This is a genomic window from Streptomyces sp. NPDC093065 (assembly GCF_044754585.1).
GTDB lineage: Bacteria > Actinomycetota > Actinomycetes > Streptomycetales > Streptomycetaceae > Streptomyces.
Window position 1 is genome coordinate 98,868 of sequence record NZ_JBIVPJ010000014.1, and the last position, 19,733, is coordinate 118,600.

Annotated in this window: 14 protein-coding genes; 2 read left to right on the forward strand and 12 right to left on the reverse strand. The window is 72.6% G+C overall.

What is annotated here, in order from left to right; translation table 11 throughout:
* Positions 1 to 122: 122 nt before the first annotated feature.
* The 7 genes from ACIQFU_RS23905 to ACIQFU_RS23935 all read right to left on the reverse strand — a co-directional run bounded on the left by ACIQFU_RS23905 (position 123) and on the right by ACIQFU_RS23935 (position 8,871).
* Positions 123 to 1,136 carry a transglycosylase family protein gene (locus ACIQFU_RS23905; protein ID WP_402554193.1) on the reverse strand — a complete coding sequence of 338 codons (1,014 nt, stop codon included), beginning with the start codon at positions 1,134 to 1,136 and terminating at the stop codon, positions 123 to 125.
* 143 nt (positions 1,137 to 1,279) lie between these two features.
* Positions 1,280 to 2,617 carry a cytochrome P450 gene (locus ACIQFU_RS23910; RefSeq protein ID WP_402554194.1) on the reverse strand — a complete coding sequence of 446 codons (1,338 nt, stop codon included), beginning with the start codon at positions 2,615 to 2,617 and terminating at the stop codon, positions 1,280 to 1,282.
* A complete protein-coding gene (locus ACIQFU_RS23915) occupies positions 2,614 to 3,591 on the reverse strand; it encodes a nucleoside triphosphate pyrophosphohydrolase (protein WP_402554195.1) in 978 nt (325 codons plus the stop codon). Before ACIQFU_RS23915 ends, ACIQFU_RS23910 begins: the two co-directional genes overlap by 4 nt.
* 95 nt (positions 3,592 to 3,686) lie before the next feature.
* Complete coding sequence (locus tag ACIQFU_RS23920; RefSeq protein WP_402554196.1) at positions 3,687 to 4,337, reverse strand: SurA N-terminal domain-containing protein; 651 nt, start codon at positions 4,335 to 4,337, stop codon at positions 3,687 to 3,689.
* Positions 4,338 to 4,537: 200 nt separating this feature from the next.
* A complete protein-coding gene (gene pkaE / locus ACIQFU_RS23925) occupies positions 4,538 to 6,028 on the reverse strand; it encodes a serine/threonine protein kinase PkaE (protein WP_402554289.1) in 1,491 nt (496 codons plus the stop codon).
* A 38-nt stretch (positions 6,029 to 6,066) separates the two neighbouring features.
* Entirely contained in the window at positions 6,067 to 6,690 is a 624-nt protein-coding gene (locus tag ACIQFU_RS23930) for a hypothetical protein (protein WP_402554197.1), read from the reverse strand.
* A 114-nt stretch (positions 6,691 to 6,804) separates the two neighbouring features.
* On the reverse strand, positions 6,805 to 8,871 hold the full coding sequence (locus ACIQFU_RS23935; RefSeq protein ID WP_402554198.1) for an N-6 DNA methylase: 2,067 nt from the start codon (positions 8,869 to 8,871) through the stop codon (positions 6,805 to 6,807).
* A gap of 220 nt (positions 8,872 to 9,091) precedes the next feature.
* On the opposite strand from ACIQFU_RS23935, the gene ACIQFU_RS23940 reads away from it, so the two are divergent.
* Complete coding sequence (locus tag ACIQFU_RS23940; RefSeq protein ID WP_402554199.1) at positions 9,092 to 9,610, forward strand: hypothetical protein; 519 nt, start codon at positions 9,092 to 9,094, stop codon at positions 9,608 to 9,610.
* A gap of 61 nt (positions 9,611 to 9,671) precedes the next feature.
* On the opposite strand, the gene ACIQFU_RS23945 is transcribed toward ACIQFU_RS23940, so the two are convergent.
* Positions 9,672 to 10,445 carry an HNH endonuclease family protein gene (locus ACIQFU_RS23945; RefSeq protein WP_402554200.1) on the reverse strand — a complete coding sequence of 258 codons (774 nt, stop codon included), beginning with the start codon at positions 10,443 to 10,445 and terminating at the stop codon, positions 9,672 to 9,674.
* 146 nt (positions 10,446 to 10,591) lie between these two features.
* Between ACIQFU_RS23945 and ACIQFU_RS23950 the strand changes: the two genes are divergently transcribed.
* Positions 10,592 to 10,789: an antitoxin gene (locus tag ACIQFU_RS23950; RefSeq protein ID WP_402554201.1), complete on the forward strand. Its 198-nt coding sequence runs from the start codon at positions 10,592 to 10,594 to the stop codon at positions 10,787 to 10,789.
* Between the two features lie 95 nt (positions 10,790 to 10,884).
* Here ACIQFU_RS23950 and mfd read toward each other — a convergent pair whose 3' ends face one another.
* The 4 genes from mfd to ACIQFU_RS23970 form a co-directional block, all read right to left on the reverse strand.
* The gene (mfd, locus tag ACIQFU_RS23955; RefSeq protein ID WP_402554202.1) at positions 10,885 to 14,439 is read right to left on the reverse strand and encodes a transcription-repair coupling factor; all 3,555 of its coding nucleotides are present in this window, start codon (positions 14,437 to 14,439) and stop codon (positions 10,885 to 10,887) included.
* Positions 14,440 to 15,062: 623 nt separating this feature from the next.
* Positions 15,063 to 17,630 (reverse strand): ABC transporter permease, encoded by a 2,568-nt coding sequence (locus tag ACIQFU_RS23960; protein WP_402554203.1) that lies wholly within the window; start codon positions 17,628 to 17,630, stop codon positions 15,063 to 15,065.
* Entirely contained in the window at positions 17,627 to 18,415 is a 789-nt protein-coding gene (locus ACIQFU_RS23965) for an ABC transporter ATP-binding protein (RefSeq protein ID WP_402554204.1), read from the reverse strand. Before ACIQFU_RS23965 ends, ACIQFU_RS23960 begins: the two co-directional genes overlap by 4 nt.
* A 383-nt stretch (positions 18,416 to 18,798) precedes the next feature.
* Entirely contained in the window at positions 18,799 to 19,689 is an 891-nt protein-coding gene (locus ACIQFU_RS23970; protein ID WP_402554205.1) for a cellulose-binding protein, read from the reverse strand.
* Positions 19,690 to 19,733 lie beyond the last annotated feature (44 nt).

Genomic DNA, 19,733 nt, shown 5'->3' on the forward strand with positions numbered 1-19,733 from the left:
CGAGCGGTCATGACCGTAGACACGCGCTCCGCGGATTTTCAAAGACGATCACGGCTTCTGAGACCTATCTCTCACGAGATCCAAAAGGGACATACAGCCTCTAACCGTGACGCGAACTCCCCCTACTTTTCGCCCGATTCGCCCGTGACCGTGAGCGTCTGACCGGGCAGGATGTGGTCCGGGTCGGCGCCGACGACCGTCGTGTTGTCGGCGTACAGCGTGTGCCATCCGCCGGTGACCTCAAGGGTGTCGGCGATGGCCCAGAGACTGTCGCCGGTGCGGACGACGTAACGACCGACTTCGGCCTCTCCCTCGTCACCGTCGCGCGAGGCGTGCCGCCCCGTCGTCGCGTCCGTACGGCCCTCCTCCGTCGCACCCTCCTCCGCGCTGCCGCCACGGTGCTTGCCCGAGCCGGACGAGCCCTCGACGCCCTGCGGTTCGGCACTGCCGGAGGAGCCGGATTCGGCCGATGCGTCCGGCTTGACGGATTGGTCCGCGCCGCCGCGCGAGTCGCCGGAGGCATCGGAGGAAGCGTCAGACGACGGCGAGGCGGAGGGGGAAGAGGAGGACGAAGGGGACGAAGAGGGCTCTCCGGACGTCGCCTCCGGCGTCTCGGTCGCGCCGGACGAGTCACCAGAGTCGGCCGACTGGGACGAGTCGGGTGATTCGGACGACTTGGGGGTGTCCGTCTTGCCCGAGGTGTCCGAACCCTCCGACGCACCGTCACCGGTCGCGCCCGAGCCGCCGCTCGTGCCCCCCGAGTCGTTGCCCAGGCCGGCGAGCAGACCGCAGGTCGGCCAGGCGGCGATGCCCTGGTCCGCGTGTATCTTCTCGGCGATCCTTATCTGCTGGGAGCGGCTGGCCTGGTCTGCGCTGGGCGCGTAGTCGAGGCCGCCGTACCGCTCCCAGGCCTCCTGGGACAGTTGCAGGCCGCCGTAGTACCCGTTGCCGCTGTTCTGGCTCCAGGCGCCGCCGGTCTCGCACTCGGCGACCTGGTCCCAGTTCGCGGAGCCGGCCGCGTGGGCGCCGGTGGCCCCGAGCAGCGGGATCGCGATGGCGGAGCCGGTCACTCCGGCGGCGACGACCAGAGCGGGTGCCTGGCGGGGGCGGCGGTGACGACCGTTCCCGGAGAGCATGCGACGACCTTTCACAAGACGACGGGGACCACGCGGCGGATGACGCTCGACACCACGTTGATCCGTGAACGTATAGGGAGATCATCGCTTGTCACAAGTTCATGCCGCACAGATCACGTGAAGATCACAGAGTTGAGCGCGTGTCACTTTTGCGTCGGCGACGCACCGTTGCCGGCCGGTGACGCGAACGGCGTGAACGAGACGGGCAAGGTGCGCAGACCTCGCATGATGAGCCCGCCGCGCCACCGGAGTTCGGCCGGGTCCGCGGCGAGGCGGAGGTCCGGCAGCCGGGTGAGCAGTGTGGCCAGCGCGGTCTGTCCCTCCAGCCGGGCGAGCGGGGCGCCGAGGCAGTAGTGGATGCCGTGTCCGTACCCGAGGTGCTGGCTGTCCCGGCGGGCGAGGTCCAGGGTGTCCGGGTCGGTGAACCGCTCCGGGTCGCGGTCGGCGGCGGCCAGGACGACGAGGACGGGATCGCCGGCCGCGACCTCCTGCCCCCCGATGGTCAGCGGCCGGGTGGCGAAGCGCCAGGTGGCCAGTTCCACCGGTCCGTCGTAGCGCAGGAGTTCCTCGACGCCGGTCTCCAGCAGCCCGCGCTCCCCGGCGGCCAGCGACGACTGGAGCCGGTCCCGCTGCTCGGGGTGGGTGAGCAGGGCGTAGGCGCCGTTGCCCACGAGGTTGACCGTGGTCTCGAAACCTGCGAAGAGCAGGATGAAGGCCATCGCGGCGGCCTCGTTCTCGGTGAGGTGCTCGCCGTGGTCGGAGGCGCGGATCAGGCCGGAGATGAGGTCCTCGCCGGGGGCGGGCTCGGGCGACAGCGCGGCGCGCTTGCGGTGGATGAGCTCGGCGAGATAGCCGCGCATCTTCTTCACCGACCGCGCCACCCCGCCCCTCGGGCCTCCGCCGTGACGGATCATCATGCCCGCCCAGTCCCGGAAGTCGTCCTGGTCCTCGCGGGGGACGCCGAGCAGGTCGCAGATGGCGTAGATGGGCAGCGGAAAGGCGAACTCGTGGATGAGGTCGGCGGAGCCGGTGGCGGCGAACCGGCCGATGAGGCCGTCGGCCAGCTCCTGCACCCGGGGCGCGAACTCGGCCACCCGGCGGGGTGTGAACGCCTTGCTGACCAGTCGGCGCAGCCGGGTGTGGTCCGGCGGGTCGATGTTCAGCAGATGGGTCATCAGCTCGGCCTTGCGCTCCCCCGGAATGCCGGTCTTGCCCTTGGCGTGCGCGGGCTCGTCGTGGTGCGCCGGGTCCTTGGACAGCCGCGGGTCGGCGAGGGCCTGCTTCGCGTCGGCGTACCGGGTGACCAGCCAGGCCTCCACCCCGCTGGGCAGCCGGGTGCGGTGCACGGGGGCGTGTTCGCGCAGCCAGGCGTACGCGGGGTAGGGGTCGCTCGCGAACTCCCAGCTGAACAGCTCGGGGACGGGACCGGTACCGGGGTCCGCGTCGGGCGTGGGGCCTGACGCGGGTGGGCGGCCGGTCATCCCTCGACCGCCCTGATCGCGTCGCGGTAGGTGCGGGCCGCTGCCCTGAGGGCGGCCTCGGGGTCGGTGCCCTCGGATTCGGCGCGGGCGGCCAGGGCGAGGAGTTCGTAGCCGATGCCCTCGCCGGAGGGCAGGGGGACGGGCAGGCCGGCGGTGCGGACGCGGGAGGCGAGCTTGACGGCGAGGGCGAGGCCGGGCTGGCCGAGGGGGACGCCCTCGGTGACGGAGGTGCGCTGCTTCTCGGCGGCCTTGGTGCGCAGCCAGTGCTCCCGGACCTCCTCGGGCGTCTCGGCCGTCTCGTCGCCGAAGACGTGCGGGTGGCGGTGGACGAGCTTGTCGACGATGGTGCCGGCCACGTCGTCGACGGAGAACGGGGCGTCGGGGTCCTCCTCGGCGATGCGGGCGTGGAAGACGACCTGGAGGAGCACGTCGCCCAGCTCCTCGCGCAGTTCGTCGCGGTCGCCGTCCTCGATGGCCTCGACGAGTTCGTACGCCTCCTCGATGGCGTACTTGGCCAGGCCCTTGTGGGTGCGCCGGGACGACCAGGGGCATTCGACGCGGATGCGGTCCATGACCTGGACGAGGTCGAGGAGGCGGGCGCCCGGGAGGTCGTAGGAGGCGGGGAGCAGTTCGAGCTCGGGCATGTGGACGCGGCCGGAGCCGGCGAGGCGGGCCAGGCCGTCGGTGAGGGCGGGGTCGCCCTCTCCGGTGGCGACGACCACCGCGGTGCGTCCGCCGGCGCAGGCGTCCACCAGTTCCTCGGCGGTCGGGGCCGCCTCGTCGACCCGTATGCCCGCCTCGCGCAGGTAGGGCAGCTGCGGGTGGGCGCCGTCGGCGCACAGGACGCGGTCGGCGGTGCGCAGGGCCTGCCACGCGGGCCAGGACAGCAGGCCGGGGGCGACCCGGTGGCTGGTGGTGAGCAGGACGATGCGGCCCTGGTCGGGGGCGGTCGCGTGGGCGGTGGTTGCGTTCACTCTCCGAACCTAACGCACGCCCCCGACGGCCCCCCCCGAGTTGTCCACAGGGGGCCGTACGATCATGTGCTGAACCGCCGGAAGGGGCAGACCGGTCAGGCCGGCTGCTCGGTCCCCTCGGCGATCTCCCGCACCCACGGCGTCCGGGTGTCGACGCGGCTGCTCTTCTGGACGTCCCAGGTGCCGTAGCGCGGGTTGAGGTCGACGTCGAGCTTCTTGGAGGCCTCGGACAGGGCCTGCCAGAACTCGGGCCGGCTGGTGTCGGTGCCGAGGCTCTGGGCGAGCTTCTGGGCCTCCAGTTGGACGACGAGGTTGTCGTCGAGGCGCTCGGGGGCGACACCGTACTGCTGGAGCCAGACCGTCTCCAGCTGCTCGGGGCCGCCGGCCTGCTCCTCCAAGCCGCCGCGCATCTGCTGCACCTCCTTGCGGCTGACGGTCACCCCGGCGTCCTGGGCGGCGCGGTGCAGGACCCGGTCGAGGACCATGCCGTGCAGGGTGTCGCGGGTGAGGGTGCCGGTCCTCGCGACGACCTGCTGGTACTGGGTGTCGTCCGGGACGGCGGCGCGCTGGGCCGTGCGTACCTCGTCGACGCGGTTCTCCAGCTGGGAGACGGTGATCCGCTGGTCGCCGACGACGGCCGCGGCGCCCGGATGCGCGTCGCTGCCGCAGGCGGTGAGCAGGGGTGCCGCGGCGGCGATCGCGGCGGTGAGGAGAAGCGCGGAGCGACGGCGGCTGCGGCGGTGCAAGGGAACCTCCCGTTTGGAGATTGCAAGGGACAGGTGCGGCGCGAAGCGTCTCGACCAGGGGTGGTGGTCGGGCGACGGGCGGGCGCACAAAGTCTTGCGATGATCGATGTTAGGCAGTGGCCCGGCTCTGGCCAACCCATTGGACCAACGATTCATCAGGACTTCGGGCACCGCCTCGCGCCCACCCGCGTCCGCGGCCGTCAGCCGCGCATCCGGCCGAGCCATTCGAGCGTGCGCCGGATGTCGGCGGCCAGCGGGTGACCGGGCCCGTGGATCCGCTCCACGTCGTGCAGCAGCCGGACCAGCGTGTCGTGGGCGCCGGCGCGGTCGCCGAGGGCGAGCAGCAGGTGGCCGATGCGGCGGCGCACGTCGTGGGCGAGGTCGGGGTCGCCCGCGACGTACTGGTTCTCGTAGTACGGCAGCAGCGCGCGGTACTCGGCGAGGGCGGCGGCCGGTTCGCCGAGCTGCTCCAGGCACTGGGCGGCGTCGTAGCGGTGGCGCAGGGACTGCGGGTCGGCCTGGCCGGCCTCGGCGGCGCGTTCGTCGGCGAGGCGGCGCAGTTCGGGCAGGGCGCGCCGGTACTGGCCGTCGTCCATGAGGGTCGCCGCGTACTGCTTGCGCAGGGTGCGCACGACCGGGGAGCGTTCGCCGTGCTGTTCGGCGGCGGCGGGCAGGATCGCGCCGAGGACGTCGACGGCCTGGGTGATGCGTCCCTCGCCGAGGAGGCGCTTGACGTCGTCGACGGCACGGGCGACGTCGGGCTTGCCCGCCTCGGCCACGGGCGGGGCGGGGGCCGGCTGCGGCGCGGGGGTGCGGGCGCGGTCGGGCCAGGGGGCGTGCGGGCGCACGAAGGGGCGGGTGGGGTCCAGGGGGCCGCCGGTGGGCACGCCGCGCGCGGGCAGCAGCAGCGCGAGGTGTTCGTAGACCTCCTGGGCGGAGTCGGGGCGGTGCTGCGGGTCCTTGGCGAGCAGGCGCAGCACCAGGGCTTCGAGCGCCTCCGGCACCTCGGGGCGGATGCGGCGCACGGGCAGCGGGGGCTCGTACAGGTGCCGGTGCAGCACGCCGAGCGCCGTCGAGCCCGCGAACGGGACGTCGCCGCTGAGCAGTTCGTGCAGGAGCACGCCGAGCGCGTACAGGTCGGTGTACGGGCCGACGGCGCCGCCCATGGCCTGCTCGGGCGCCATGTAGGCGGGCGAGCCGATGGGGGTGCCGGTGTGGGTGAGGCGGGTGGTGTCGGCGTCCATGACGGAGGCGACACCGAGGTCCAGGACGGTGACCGTGCCGTCCTGCCGGACCATCACGTTGCGCGGTTTCAGGTCGCGGTGGACGATCGGCACGGCGTGCACGGCGCTCAGTACGGCGCAGAGCTGGGCGGCGACCGCGACGGCCCACTGCCAGGGGTACGGCTCGTGCTCGGCGAGGTGGTCGGAGAGGTCGGCGCCGTCGACGTACTGCATGACGAGGAACAGCTCCTCGCCCTCGCTGCCCGCGTCGTGCACCGTGACCAGGCCGGGGTGGTCGACCTGTGCGGTGATCCGGCACTCGCGCACGAACCGGCGGCGCAGTTCGTCGGCCTCCTGCCCGGCCACCTTGTCGGGGCGCAGCAGCTTCACGGCCACGCGCCGGTCCAGGCGCCGGTCGTAGGCCGTCCAGACCTGTCCCATGCCGCCCTGGCCGATGAGCGTGGACAGCTCGTACCGGCCGGCGACGACGCGTCCCGTCGCCACGGTCACCTTCCGCCCTGGTGGTGGCCGCCGTCGGGGTGGCCGCCGTCGCGGTCGCGTGCGTCGTGGCTGCGCAGGTAGTCGCTGAGCTCGTCGAGTTCGGCGCGGACCTGGTCGATACGGGCGGGGGCGGGGTGGTGCTGCGGCGGCTGGTGCTGGGGCGGCTGGTGCTGCGGCGGCGGGGCGACGGGGTGCTGGACAGGGGCGGGGACGGGGGTCGCGTACGGTCCCGCCGGGTGCGCCGGGCCGTAGTGCGGGCCGGGGGCGGGGGTGTGGTGCGGCGGGTAGCCGGCGAAGGGGCGCGGGGCGGAGTGCAGGCGTATGTCGATCACGAGGAAGTACGCGGTGGCCGCCGCTCCGATCAGCAGCAGCCCGGCCATCGCGGCGTCCGTCCGGTGGTCGGACTCGGGCAGCGAACCGACCACGGCCAGGCAGGCGATGGACAGCGGCAGGCTCACCCACGCGGCCGTCCAGTCGTACCAGCGGCCGCGCAGCACGGCGACCCGGAACAGCGGTATGCAGGCCAGCAGGCCGCAGGTCAGGAAGCCGGCGGCGGCGTACAGCACGCGCAGGGTGATGACAGTGGCCGCGCCGCGGGAGGGCGGCGGCCCGGCGCTGTTGCCGTACATGACTGCTCCTGGACCGGTGATGCCGACGTACCGAACGGAGGGGACCGTTCGGAGTGGGAGTCAGAGCGTATAGGCCCGCGCGGACAACGGGTCACCGGTTGTGTCGAACCGTTGTCACTCCGGTCGCGGCGGTTGTCTGCCCGGATCCACCGTGCCGTCGGTCAGCCCGTCGTACATGCCTCGCACCAGCTGCTCCCCCAGGCGGCCCGCGAGGCGCAGCGCGCGCTCGAACTCGTCGAGGGCGCGGAAGCGGTCGCCGTAGCCGCGCTGGGCGTCGAGGGGGAGCCGGGGCAGTTGGAGGCGCCGCACGTCGAGGCGGGTGGCGGTGGAGGCGTAGCTGCTGGCCTGCCGGTGGTTGGCGGTGCCGCGCAGGAACCCGGCGAGGAACCAGGGGTCGAGGGCGGCGGGGTCGGGGCGCAGGAGCACGAGGCTGCGTCCCAGGGCGGCGCCCGCGGCCGCGTCGTCGATCACGCGCGTGACGGTGCCGCCGCCGAGGACGGGCACGACGACGTCGCCGGGTTCGGTCAGTACGGGTTCCTCGTCACTCTCGGGGAGGGTGCCGGAGGGGCCGGTGCCGGTGAGGACGTCGTGGTCGGTGAGCACGGGCACGCGCGCGTGGCCGCCGTTGGTGCCGGTGCGCAGGGTCAGGGCGCCCGCGCGGGCGAGTTCGCCGACGGTGGTGAGCGGCCGGCGCGGCGCGGCGCGGCCGGCGCCGGGGACCGCGGGGGTCAGCTCCGCGGTCAGGCGCAGGGTCTCGTCCAGGCGCTCGCGCACGTCCGTGAGCCGTCCGGTGTCGCCGGTGGCGGTGGGGGGCGGCAGGTGGCGGGCGGGGGCCAGGTCGACGTCGTCGTCGAGGAGTTCGATGACGGGCAGGCGGCGGGCGAGGCCCGGGCGGTCCTCGAACCGGCCGGTGCGGTCGAAGGCGCCCCAGGCGTCGAGCACGGCCTCCCGCACGGACCGCCAGTCCGGTCCGCCGCGTCCCTCCCCGGCGAACTGCCCCGCGTCGGCGAGCAGCACCTCGGGCTGCGCGGGCGCCTTCTCGGGCCGGCGCAGCACCCACAGGTGCAGGGGGATGTTGTACGGGGGTGCCGCGCCGGCCGGCAGGGCGAGCACGGCGCGCAGGGCGCCGCGGCGCAGCAGGTCGGCGCGGACACGGCGGCCGGAGCGGCGGGAGGCGGCGGCGGGCGGCATGAGGACGACGACGGTGCCGCCGTCCCTGACGCGGGCCAGGGCGTGCTGCACCCAGGCCAGTTCGGACTCGGTGCGGGCCGGGAAGCCGTACTCCCAGCGGGGGTCGTAGGCGAGTTCGTCGTGGCCCCAGTTGCGCTCGTTGAACGGCGGGTGGCACAGCGCGGCGTCGGCGCGCAGGCCGGTGCGGGCGTCGGCGCGCAGGCTGTCACCGGTGGCGATCCGCACGGTGGCGTCCGTGCTCAGGGCGAGCCGCAGTGCGGTCAGGGCGGCCAGTGCGGGGTCGCTGTCCTGGCCGTACAGCTCCTGTCCGGGACGGGCGGCGGCGGTGCCGGCGGCGGCACGCAGCAGGGTGCCGGTGCCGCAGGCCGGGTCGAGGACCGTGCGGGCGGGGCCGGCCAGTTCGGCCATCAGCTCGGCCAGGGGCTCCGGGGTGAGCGTGTACTGCCGCGGGTTGGCGTCGAGATGCCGGCCGAACAGGAACTCGTACGCCTTGCGGGCGCCCGGTCCGGCGGCGAGTTCGGCGGCACCGCGCAGGAGCGGTGCGCAGGGGAGCAGCCGCGGGCCGGCCGGGGTGGTGACGGCGCGTTCGGGGTCCGGGCCGAAGCGGGTGTCGAGTACCTGGTCGAGGGCGGTGGGCAGCAGGGCGGCGAGGCGTTCGTCGGAGCCGGCGCTCGCCTCCAGCCAGAGGGTCGGGCGGTCGTGGATGAGCAGGAGGACGCAGCCGGCGTGCACCAGGGCGGCGGACGGTCCCTCGGGGTGGCCGACGAGTTGCTGCCAGACGCGTTCGCGTGGGGGGACCTCGGCGAGCTTGCCCTGGGCGCGCAGCCACGCCTCGACGTCGGCGAGGGCGAAGGACGGGCTGGTCTCGGTGCCGCCGACGGGCTTGGGGAAGTCCGCGTGCCGGCGGCGCCAGTTGCTGACGGCCGCGCGGCCCACACCGGCGAGCCGCGCGATACCGGCGGCGGTCACCTCTGTCCCGTTGTCCTGCACGCTCGGGCCCCCTCGTCCTGGTCGGGTGACGCCCGATCCTACCGATGAACACGGACGCACCTCGATTCACGTCGTGTACTAACGCCACCCTGTGAACCATGTTGACTCGGTTCACAGGCTCTGCTCTTATTGACACAGCGAACCGCGAACCGGCCTGACGAACCGACGGCCCCGGTTCACGGTCGGCAACCGATCTGTCTCTGGGGAGAGGACTGACGTCATGGGGATGAAGACCAAGGTCGCGCTGGGTGCCGTGGTGGGGATCGCCGTCATCGGCGCGATGTCGGCGAACTCGGGCGACGGGGACGGCGACGGCAAGAGCGGCAGCCGGACCTCCGCGAGCGCGGGCGAGAACGCGGACGGCGGCGCCAAGGCCGACGGCGCCGCCGAGAAGGACGGAGCGAAGCCGGACGGCGCGTCCGACGCGAAGCCCGCCGAGGACAAGGCCGTCGAGAAGGCGTCCCAGGCCGAGCAGTTCAAGGCGTTCGTGGGGAAGAACGGCTCACCCAACGAGAAGGACGCCGTCTCCCACGTCACCAAGGTGCAGGGCGCCGACGAGCAGAACGACATCCTCGACGCCGCCGACGTCTACACCGACTTCACCGGCGGCATCATGGGCGAGGGCACGGGCCCGGCCAAGCTCATCGCCTCCGCGTTCGCCGACTGGAAGGACAGCGAGAACGGCCTCGTCACCATCTACGACGCCGACGGCGAGCTGCTCGGCAACGGCCAGTTCTGACACCCGGCCGGCCCCGCGCAGGGGCCCCCGGGCCGGGGCGCCCCCGCACCCTGGGGCGAGGTCAGCCCTGGCACTGCTCGGACATCATCGCCTTGTCCGCCTTCGTCACCGCCAGCTCGTACTTGACGGCGACCTGGGCGAAACGCACCGCGTACGCGCAGCGGACCGCCTTGCTGGGCGGCAGCCAGGAGGCCGGGCCGGAGTCGCGCTTGGCGGAGTTGGCACGCCCCTCGACGGGGAGCAGGTTGAGCGGGTCGTTGGCCAGCTGCTCGCGCTTGTTCTCCGGCCACCGCGAGGAGCCCATCTGCCAGCTGTACGACAGCGGCACCACGTGATCGATCTGGACCTCGCCCGCCTTCTGCTTGCGCCACTCGATGCTCGTCCCGGTGTACGGGTCGTCCAGCGTCATCTCGACGACCACGCAGTCGGAGCCGGACCGGAAGCGCACCTTCTGACCGTCGCGCTTCAGCAGGTCGTTCCGCGTGTCGCAGCCGTTGCGGGCGAGCGGGACGCCGTCGGCGGTGTCCATCCACGCGTAGCCGAACTCGTCGCGGTCGTACCCCGTCTTCGGACCGCGCCCCTTGGTCGTCAGGCCGTCGATCAGCTTGCGGGCCTCGGCCCGCGGACTGTCGCCCGCGACCGGGGCGAGGCCCGGTCCGGTCCCGTCCGGGTTCTTCAGCGGGCTGACGCCATGGCCCGCGGCGGGGGCCTCGGCACCGCCGCCCGAGGCCGGCGTGCCGCCCTCGGCCTCCAGGCCCTCGCAGCCGGTCACCAGGGCCAGGGCGAGGGCCGCCCCGGCGGCCCATCCGGTACGGATCCTGCTGTGCCGCCTCATGCGCGCCCCTCCCCTTGCCGTTCGCGACCACCACCGTAGCGAGACAGAGGTCCGGGCCATAGTGGGCCTTAGACGGTCGTTAATGGGCACACGTGACATATCTGTCGTACGGTCGACAGTGAGTCACGTCTCGGAAGGAGCTCTGCATGGGCATCCTCGACAAGATGAAGAGCATGGCCGGCAAGGACAAGGACAAGTCAAGGAAGATGTCCGACGCCGCCGAACGCCAGGTCAACCAGAGGACCGGCGGCAAGTACGAGAAGCAGGTCGACGCCGCGCAGCAGCAGGCCGAGGACAAGCTCGGCTTCGGCCGCGAGCAGGGCGGCGGCCGGGAGCAGCACTAGCGGCCGCTCCCCGTACCCGGACACGTCGAAGCCGTCCACGGAACTGTCCCCGTGGACGGCTTCCGCGTCGGACCCGACGCCTGCCCGAGCGGGTGCTACGACCCGAGGATCGAGGCCAGGAACTCGCCCACCCAGCCCAGCAGTTCCCGCCCGACCAGCGGCTTTCCACCCACCTTCGCGGTCTTCGGGCGCGGCACGAGCACCTGGTGCGTGCCCGCCTTGATGACGCTGCCGGGGTAGAGCCGCTTGAGCCTCAGCTCCTGCGACTCGCGCAAGTCCACGGGCGCGAAACGGATGTTGTTGCCCTGGAGCACGATCTCGCCGACGGCGCACGCCCGCGCGAGCATGCGCAGGCCCGCGACCAGCAGCAGGTTCTCCACCGGCTCCGGCAGCTTGCCGTAGCGGTCGACGAGTTCCTCCCGTACGGCCTTGACGTCCTCCTCGCTGTTCGCGGAGGCGATGGACCGGTACGCCTGCAGGCGCAGCCGCTCGCCGGGGGCGTAGTCGTGCGGGACGTGCGCGTCGACGGGCAGCTCGATCTTGACCTCCAGCGGCGGCTCCTCCTCGACACCGCCCTCCAGGGAGGCCCGGTAGTCGGCGACGGCCTCGCCCACCATCCGCACGTACAGGTCGAAGCCGACGCCCGCGATGTGGCCGGACTGCTCGCCGCCGAGGAGGTTGCCCGCGCCGCGGATCTCCAGGTCCTTCATCGCCACGTACATGCCCGCGCCCATCTCGGTGTGCTGGGCGATGGTGGCGAGCCGCTCGTGCGCGGTCTCCGTCAGGGGCTTCTCCGGCGGGTAGAGGAAGTACGCGTACCCGCGCTCCCGGCCCCGGCCGACGCGGCCGCGCAGCTGGTGGAGCTGGCTGAGGCCGAAGTTGTCGCCGCGCTCGACGATGAGGGTGTTGGCGTTGGAGATGTCGATGCCGGACTCGACGATCGTGGTCGAGACCAGCACGTCGAACTTCTTCTCCCAGAAGTCGACGACGACCTGCTCCAGTGCCTGCTCCGACATCTGGCCGTGGGCGGTGGCGATGCGCGCCTCGGGGACGATCTCGCGCAGCCTGGCCGCCGCGCGGTCGATGGACTCGACTCGGTTGTGGATGTAGAAGACCTGCCCCTCGCGCAGCAGCTCGCGGCGGATCGCGGCACCGATCTGCTTGTGCTCGTAGGGGCCGACGAAGGTCAGCACCGGGTGGCGCTCCTCCGGCGGGGTGGTGATCGTGGACATCTCGCGGATGCCGGTGACCGCCATCTCCAGGGTGCGCGGGATGGGGGTGGCGGACATGGTCAGCACGTCGACGTTGGCACGGAGCTTCTTCAGCTGCTCCTTGTGCTCGACGCCGAAGCGCTGCTCCTCGTCGACGACGACCAGGCCCAGGTCCTTGAACTTCGTCTCGGAGGAGAACAGGCGGTGGGTGCCGATGACGATGTCCACCGAGCCCTCGCGCAGGCCCTCCAGGGTCGCCTTCGACTCGGTGTCGGTCTGGAAGCGGGAGAGCGCCCGCACGTTCACCGGGAACTGGGCGTAGCGCTCGCTGAACGTGCCGAAGTGTTGCTGCACCAGCAGCGTGGTGGGGACGAGTACGGCAACCTGCTTGCCGTCCTGGACGGCCTTGAAGGCGGCGCGGACCGCGATCTCGGTCTTGCCGTAGCCGACGTCGCCGCAGATCAGGCGGTCCATGGGGACCGTCTTCTCCATGTCGTCCTTGACCTCGGCGATGGTGGTGAGCTGATCCGGCGTCTCCGCGTAGGGGAAGGCGTCCTCCAGCTCGCGCTGCCAGGGGGTGTCCGCGCCGAACGCGTGGCCCGGCGCCGCCATCCGCGCGCTGTAGAGCTTGATCAGGTCGGCGGCGATCTCCTTGACCGCCTTCTTGGCGCGCGCCTTGGTCTTGGTCCAGTCGGCACCGCCGAGCCGGTGCAGGGTGGGGGCCTCGCCGCCGACGTACTTGGTGATCTGCTCCAGCTGGTCGGTGGGGATGTAGAGCCGGTCGCCGGGCTGACCGCGCTTGGCGGGGGCGTACTCCACGACCAGGTACTCGCGGGTGGCACCCTGGACGGTGCGCTGCACCATCTCGATGTAGCGGCCGACGCCGTGCTGCTCGTGGACGATGTAGTCGCCCGCCTCCAGGGTGAGCGGGTCGATGGTCTTGCGGCGCCGGGCGGGCATCCGGGCGCCCTCGCGGCCGGCGGCCTTCTGCCCGGTCAGGTCGGTCTCGGTGAGCACGGCGAGCTTGAGGGCCGGGTCGACGAAGCCGTGGTCGATCGAGCCGCAGGAGACGTGCACGACGGAGGGGCTGAGCGCGGCGAGGTCCTGGTCGAGACGGGCGGCGATGCCCTCGCCGCCGAGGACCTCGACGGTGCGGGAGGCGGGGCCGTGGCCCTCGGTGAGGTAGACCGCGCGCCAGCCGCCGGCGAGCCAGCCCTTGGTGTCGGCCAGCGCCCTGGCGGTGTCGCCCCGGTAGGTCTCGGGGGCGTGCATGCCGAGCTTGAGGGTGTCTGAGTCGCCCTCCGCGTCCACGGCCGACGTCAGCGTCTCGTCGGCGGCGAACGGCGAGACCGACCACCACATCATGTCCAGCTCGCGGGCCCGCTCCCGGACGTCCGCGATGGACCACAGGGAGGCCGCGTTCACGTCGATCGGTGCCTCGCCGCCGCCCGCCGTGGCCGCCCAGGACGCCTGGAGGAACTCCTGCGAGGTCGCCACCAGGTCGGCGGCCCGCGTGCGCACCCGCTCCGGGTCGCACACCACGGACATCGACCCCTTGGGCAGCACGTCGAGGAGCAGCTCCATGTCGTCGACGAGGACGGGGGCCAGGGACTCCATGCCCTCCACCGCGATGCCCTCGGCGATCTTGCCGAGCAGCTCGCCCAGCTCCGGGTGGTCCTCGGCGAGGGCGGCGGCCCGCTCGCGCACGTCCCGGGTGAGCAGCAGCTCGCGACAGGGCGGCGCCCACAGGCCGTGCTCGGCGACCTCCAGGGAGCGCTGGTCGGCGACCTTGAAGTAACGGATCTCCTCGACGTCGTCGCCCCAGAACTCGACGCGGAGCGGGTGCTCCTCGGTCGGCGGGAACACGTCCAGGATGCCGCCGCGCACGGCGAACTCACCGCGCTTCTCGACCAGCTCGACGCGCGCGTACGCCGCTGCCGCCAGCGCCTGGACGATCTCCTCCAGGTCGGCGCTCTGCCCGGTGCGCAGGGCCACGGGCTCCAGGTCGCCCAGACCCTTGACCTGCGGCTGGAGCACGGAGCGCACGGGCGCGACGACGACGGAGACCGGGCCGGTCTCGGGGTCGTCCGGGCGGGGGTGCGCCAGGCGCCGCAGGACGGCGAGACGGCGGCCGACGGTGTCGCTGCGGGGGCTGAGCCGCTCGTGCGGGAGGGTCTCCCAGGACGGGTACTCCGCGACGCCCTCGGGCGGCAGCAGGGAGCGCAGGGCCGCCGCCAGGTCCTCCGCCTCGCGTCCCGTCGCCGTCACGGCCAGCACCGGGCGGCCCGTCTCGCGGGCCAGGGCGGCGATCGCGAAGGGGCGGGCCGCGGGTGGGCCGACCAGGTCGACGTGCATGCGGTTGCCGTCTGCGGCCGCCGAGATCGCTTCCGCGAGGGCGGTGTCCTTGACGACGGCGTCGAGCAGACCGTGCAGGCTCATGGAGGGGGCGCTTCCGTCCTGGGGTGGGGCAACACGAGTAGCCCGACTCGGTGAGGGTCGGGGGTGTCCAGGTTACGTCGGTCTGCTCGACGGCGTCGGGGGCTGTGGACGACGCCGGGTGCGGGTGTGGGACGCCGGGTGCGTGGTGGCCGGCGCCGCGGTGGCCGTACCAGGGGGCTCCGCCCCCTGGACCCCCGGACCTGTGCCCACCCACCACCCGACTCGGTGGGCTGAAAAGTGAACGCCCGGGGTGACGGACGACTCGGGGGCTGAAAGGCGAACGCGCGCGGTGACAGGCGACTCGGGGGCCGAAAGGCGCACACGCGCGGTGACAGGCGACTCGGGGGCTGAAAGCCGCGCACGCGCGCGGTGACGTGAGACTCGGGGGCCGAAAGGCGCACACGCGCGGTGACGGACAGCTCGGGGGCTGAAAAGCGCACACACGCGGCAACAAGCGGCTCAGGGACTGAAAAGCGCACACGCGCGGTGACGGGCGGCTCGGGGGGAGAGGGAGCGGCGGGGGCACGGTTGCTGTTGGAAAAAGGCCCGGCGCCGGAGGCGGTGAGGCCTCCGGCGCCGGGTTCCCCCGCAACCCCCGTGTGCGGTGGCTGTCAGGACGGGTGCTACTCCGTCGCGATGGCGTTCAGGACGTTCATGCGGCCCGCCCGGAAGGCCGGGACCAGGGCGGCGAACAGGCCCACGAAGGCCGAGCCGATGAAGACGCCGATGATCGTCGGCCAGGGGATGTCCAGGACGTTCAGCCCCTCCAGGGCGAGCAGCTTCTGCGCCGTGGCGCCCCAGCCCATGCCCAGGCCGAGGCCGAGCAGGGCACCGAAGAGGGCGATGACCACGGACTCCATGCGGATCATGCGGCGCAGCTGGCGGCGGGAGAGGCCGATGGCCCGCATCAGGCCGATCTCCCGGGTCCGCTCGACCACCGACAGTGCCAGGGTGTTCACCACGCCGAGGACGGCGACGATGATCGCCAGGGCGAGCAGGCCGTAGACCATGTTCAGCAGCTGGCCGATCTGGTCCTTGAGCTCCTGCTTGTAGTCGGTCTGGTCGGCCACCTGGTACTGCGGGTAGGCGTCCAGGGACTTCTTCAGCGCGGCGTAGGCCTGGTCGGCCTGACCGTCCTTCGCCTTGGCGAACATGATCATGTTCGGCGGGACGTTCTCGGCCGGCAGGTACTTCTCCATCGTCTCGATGCCGATGTACCGGGCGCCCTGGTCGATGGCCACGTCGTCGCTGGTGATCGCGGCGACCTTGAGCTTCGCGGTCCTGCCGCCCTTGAAGGCGACGGAGACGGTGTCACCGACGTGCACGCCGTGCTTCTCGGCGTAGTCCGAGCCGACCGACATGGCGTCGGTGCCGTAGGCGGCGGAGAGCTTGCCCTCCGTCGTCGCGCGGCGCACGTCCTCGGCGTAGGTGGGGTCGGCGGCGGTGACGCCGTCGTCGTCCGTCTTGCCGTCGGGCGAGGTCAGCGTGGCGTCGAGCACCTTGTAGCGGGTGACGTGCTCCAGGCCGGGCGTACTGGTCATGGCCTTCTCGGCCTGCGGCACGATCCGCTGGTTGCCCTGGACGATGAAGTCCGCGCCGACCGTCTTGTCCAGCTCGCTGGTGGCCGAGGCGACCATGGAGGAGCCGACGACGGACAGGCAGGCGACCAGCGCGAGGCCGATCATCAGGGCGGCACCGGTGGCGCCGGTGCGGCGCGGATTGCGCAGGGCGTTGCGCTCGGCCAGCCGGCCCACGGGGCCGAAGGCCCGCAGCAGCACCGCGCTGATCACCCGCACCACGAACCCGGCCAGCAGCGGGCCGATGACGACGAAGCCGATGAGCGAGAGCACGATGCCCGCGCCGAGCATCAGGGAACCGTCACTCGCCTTGTCGGCGGAGGCGGCCGTGAGCAGGGCGGCGGCGCCGGCGCCGGTGAGCACCAGGCCGATCAGGCCGCGTATCCAGCCGGCCTTGGCGTCGGCAGGGGTGCCCGCGTCGCGCAGGGCGGCCATCGGGGAGATCTTGCCGGCCCGGCGGGCCGGCAGGTAGGCGGCCAGGACGGTGACCACGACACCGAGGATCAGGCCGGTCACGGGGGTGGCCGTCTTGATGGTCAGGTCGTCGGTGGACAGGTTCATGCCCGCCGCGGACATCAGCTTCATCAGGCCGATGGCGATCCCGACGCCGGCCGCGACGCCGAGGACCGAACCGACGATGCCGAGAAGGAGCGCCTCGACCAGCACCGAGCGGTTGACCTGCCGGCGGGAGGAGCCGATGGCCCGCATCAGGCCGATCTCGCGGGTGCGCTGGGCGACCAGCATGGAGAAGGTGTTGATGATCAGGAAGATGCCGACCAGGAACGCGATCCCGGCGAAGCCGAGCATGGCGTACTTGATGACGTCCATGAACTCGCCGACGTCCGCGCGGCCCTCGTCGGACGCCTCCTTCGCCGTCTGGATCTTGAACGCGCCGTCGCCCAGGGCGCCGGAGACGTTCTGCTTGAGCTGCGCGTCGGTGACACCGGAGGCGGCGGTGACGTTGAACTGGCTGAACCGGTCGGCGCCGCCGAGGAGTTCACGCTGGGCGGTGGGGGTGTCGAAGTAGACGACCGCGGCACCGGGGTTGGTGACGGTGAAGGAGGCGATGCCGACGATCTTCGCCTTGAAGTCGCCGGTCTGCGCGATGGTGCGCAGCTCGTCGCCGATCTTCAGGTCGTGCTTGTCGGCGGTGTCGGAGTCGACCATCGTCTCGGTGGGACCGCGCGGCGCGTGGCCCGAGGTGATCTCCATGGACCGCAGGTCGTTCCCGGTCCAGTTCCCGGCGATGGTCGGGGCGCCGCTGGTGGCGCCCACGTTGTCGTTGTCGGCGTTGACGACGGTCACGTTCATGGAGGCGACCGCGCCCACGACCGACTTCACGCCGTCGGCCGAACGGATCTTCTCCAGCGTGGAGGCCGGCAGGGACTCGGGCACCCCGTTCTGCGGGGTGTCCTCGGCCTTGGCGTCCTTCGGGGAGACGGTCACGTCCGACGAGGTGACCGCGAAGAGCTTGTCGAAGGTGGTGTTCATCGTGTCGGTGAACACCAGGGTGCCGCACACGAACGCCACCGACAGCAGCACCGCCACCGCCGAGAGCGCCATGCGGCCCTTGTGCGCGAAGAAGTTGCGCATCGAGGTCTTCACGACGGTCATGACGTGCGCCCCCGGGCGTCGAAGTCCTTCATGCGGTCGAGCACGGCTTCGGCGGTGGGCTGGAACATCTCGTCCACGATCCGGCCGTCGGCGAGGTACAGCACCCGGTCGGCGTAGCTGGCGGCCACCGGGTCGTGGGTGACCATGACGATGGTCTGGCCCAGTTCGGTGACCGAGCGGCGCAGGAAGTCGAGGACCTCGGCGCCGGCGCGCGAGTCGAGGTTTCCGGTCGGCTCGTCACCGAAGATGATCTCGGGCTGGGCGGCCAGGGCCCGCGCCACGGCGACGCGCTGCTGCTGGCCGCCGGAGAGCTGGGTGGGCCGGTGCTTGAGCCGCCCGGCGAGCCCGACGGTCTCCACGACCCTCTCCAGCCACGCGCGGTCGTACTTGCGGCCGGCGATGTCCATGGGCAGCGTGATGTTCTCGATCGCGTTGAGCGTCGGGAGCAGGTTGAACGCCTGGAAGATGAAGCCGATCCGGTCCCGGCGCAGCTGCGTGAGCTTCTTGTCCTTCAGACCGGTTATCTCGGTCTCGGCGAGGTGGATCTGCCCGCTGGTGACCGTGTCCAGACCGGCCAGGCAGTGCATCAGCGTGGACTTGCCGGACCCCGAGGGACCCATGATCGCGGTGAACTGCCCGCGGGCGATGTCCACGTCCACGTGGTCGAGGGCGACCACCCGGGTCTCCCCCGATCCGTACGCCTTCACGACCTGCCGCGCTCGCGCGGCAACGGCCGTACGCCCTCCCGTGCTCCCGTGCGTGGGAATACTTACGGCCGATGTCATGTCAAGTCTCCTATGTCGGTCATCGAGTGAGCCGCCGGTGCCCGGCACGGCGTGCCTGCCGCCGCGCATGCGCCTTGCTGCTGTCTCGAAGAGTCTGGCCGGAACCGGGGGTCGACCGCGCTGGTGTTCAGCGCAGTCTTCTACTGAGGAAAACCCCACCCCCGCGGTTCCGGTTCACCGCCCCCCAGCGGCGTAAAGCCAGACTAAGGACGCCACCGGGCGCCTCTCGTCCTCCGTCGGTACGAACCCTCCCCGACCCGTAGTACGGAGGTACCCCTAGGGGCAGTCCACCCTTCGGTGGAGCCGGCCTCGGGGTCGCCCTCCACCCCGGGACGTAACCAGCGTCCACCCTGACGCGACGTCAGGGGCAAGCCCGCCGGGCGTCACTCCGCCGCGCGGCCCGTCAGCGAACTGAGGTTGCTGCGCACGGAGTCCATCTGGGCCTGCAGTTCGTCCCACCGCTCGCCGTGCTCGCGCAGCACCCGTTCCGTGTCGCGGGCAATGCGCTCCTGACGCACCCGGGCCTCGGCGACCACCTCGGCCGCGCGGGCCCGGGCCTCCTCCTGCCGCCGCGCGGCCGCCTCCCGGGCGGCCGCCAGCTCCCGCTCCGCCTCGAGCACCCCCTGCTCGGCCCGCGCCACCAGCTCCGCGTGACGGTCGTCCAGGGCCCGCGCCCGCTCCTCCTCGGCCCGCTCGGCGGCGGCCCACCGCTCGGCCAGCTCCCTGCTCTGCTCGGCCGCCGCCCCGGCGGCCCAGCTGCGCGTCTCGCGCAGTGCGGCCAGTGCCTCCGCGCGCCCCGCCTTCACCTCGCGCCGCGCCGCGATCCTGGCCTCGTCGGCCTCCGCGCGCGCCGCGAGCAGCAGGTGACGGGCCCGTTCGTCGGCCTCCGCGCGTACGGCGTCGGCGCGCGCCCGGGCCGCCTCCCGCACTCCGGCCGCGTGCGCCCGCGCGTCCTCCATCAGCCCCTCGGCGGCACCGCGCGCCCGCTCGCGCACCGCTTCGGCCTCCACCTCGACGAGCCGGAACAGGTCCCGTGCCCGCTCCCCCAGCTCCTCGTAGTCCTGCGAGGTGAGCTGCGCGACCACCTCCTCCAGGTCCCCCAGGTCCGCCTCCATCTCCCTGGCCAGCACGGTGAGCCGGGCGGCCCGCTCCCAGGCCGCGTCACGCTCCTCGGAGAGGGCGGCGGCGTACGCCTCCACCTGCTCGGGACGGTAGCCGCGCCCGCGCCCGCGTACGGTCACGAAGCCGTGGGGAGACGCCGATGCACCGCTCATGCCCATCACCCCTGCATCACCCTGTGCTCACCTCGCGGTGAACC

What these genes read in the sequence shown, in the direction of transcription:
- ACIQFU_RS23905 (WP_402554193.1), bottom strand. Translation starts at nt 1,136, where the DNA reads ATGCTCTCCGGGAACGGTCGTCACCGCCGCCCCCGCCAGGCACCCGCT.
- ACIQFU_RS23910 (WP_402554194.1), bottom strand. Translation starts at nt 2,617, where the DNA reads ATGACCGGCCGCCCACCCGCGTCAGGCCCCACGCCCGACGCGGACCCC.
- ACIQFU_RS23930 (WP_402554197.1), bottom strand. Translation starts at nt 6,690, where the DNA reads ATGTACGGCAACAGCGCCGGGCCGCCGCCCTCCCGCGGCGCGGCCACT.
- ACIQFU_RS23940 (WP_402554199.1), top strand. Translation starts at nt 9,092, where the DNA reads ATGGGGATGAAGACCAAGGTCGCGCTGGGTGCCGTGGTGGGGATCGCC.
- ACIQFU_RS23945 (WP_402554200.1), bottom strand. Translation starts at nt 10,445, where the DNA reads ATGAGGCGGCACAGCAGGATCCGTACCGGATGGGCCGCCGGGGCGGCC.
- ACIQFU_RS23950 (WP_402554201.1), top strand. Translation starts at nt 10,592, where the DNA reads ATGGGCATCCTCGACAAGATGAAGAGCATGGCCGGCAAGGACAAGGAC.
- mfd (WP_402554202.1), bottom strand. Translation starts at nt 14,439, where the DNA reads ATGAGCCTGCACGGTCTGCTCGACGCCGTCGTCAAGGACACCGCCCTC.
- ACIQFU_RS23960 (WP_402554203.1), bottom strand. Translation starts at nt 17,630, where the DNA reads ATGACCGTCGTGAAGACCTCGATGCGCAACTTCTTCGCGCACAAGGGC.
- ACIQFU_RS23965 (WP_402554204.1), bottom strand. Translation starts at nt 18,415, where the DNA reads ATGACATCGGCCGTAAGTATTCCCACGCACGGGAGCACGGGAGGGCGT.
- ACIQFU_RS23970 (WP_402554205.1), bottom strand. Translation starts at nt 19,689, where the DNA reads ATGAGCGGTGCATCGGCGTCTCCCCACGGCTTCGTGACCGTACGCGGG.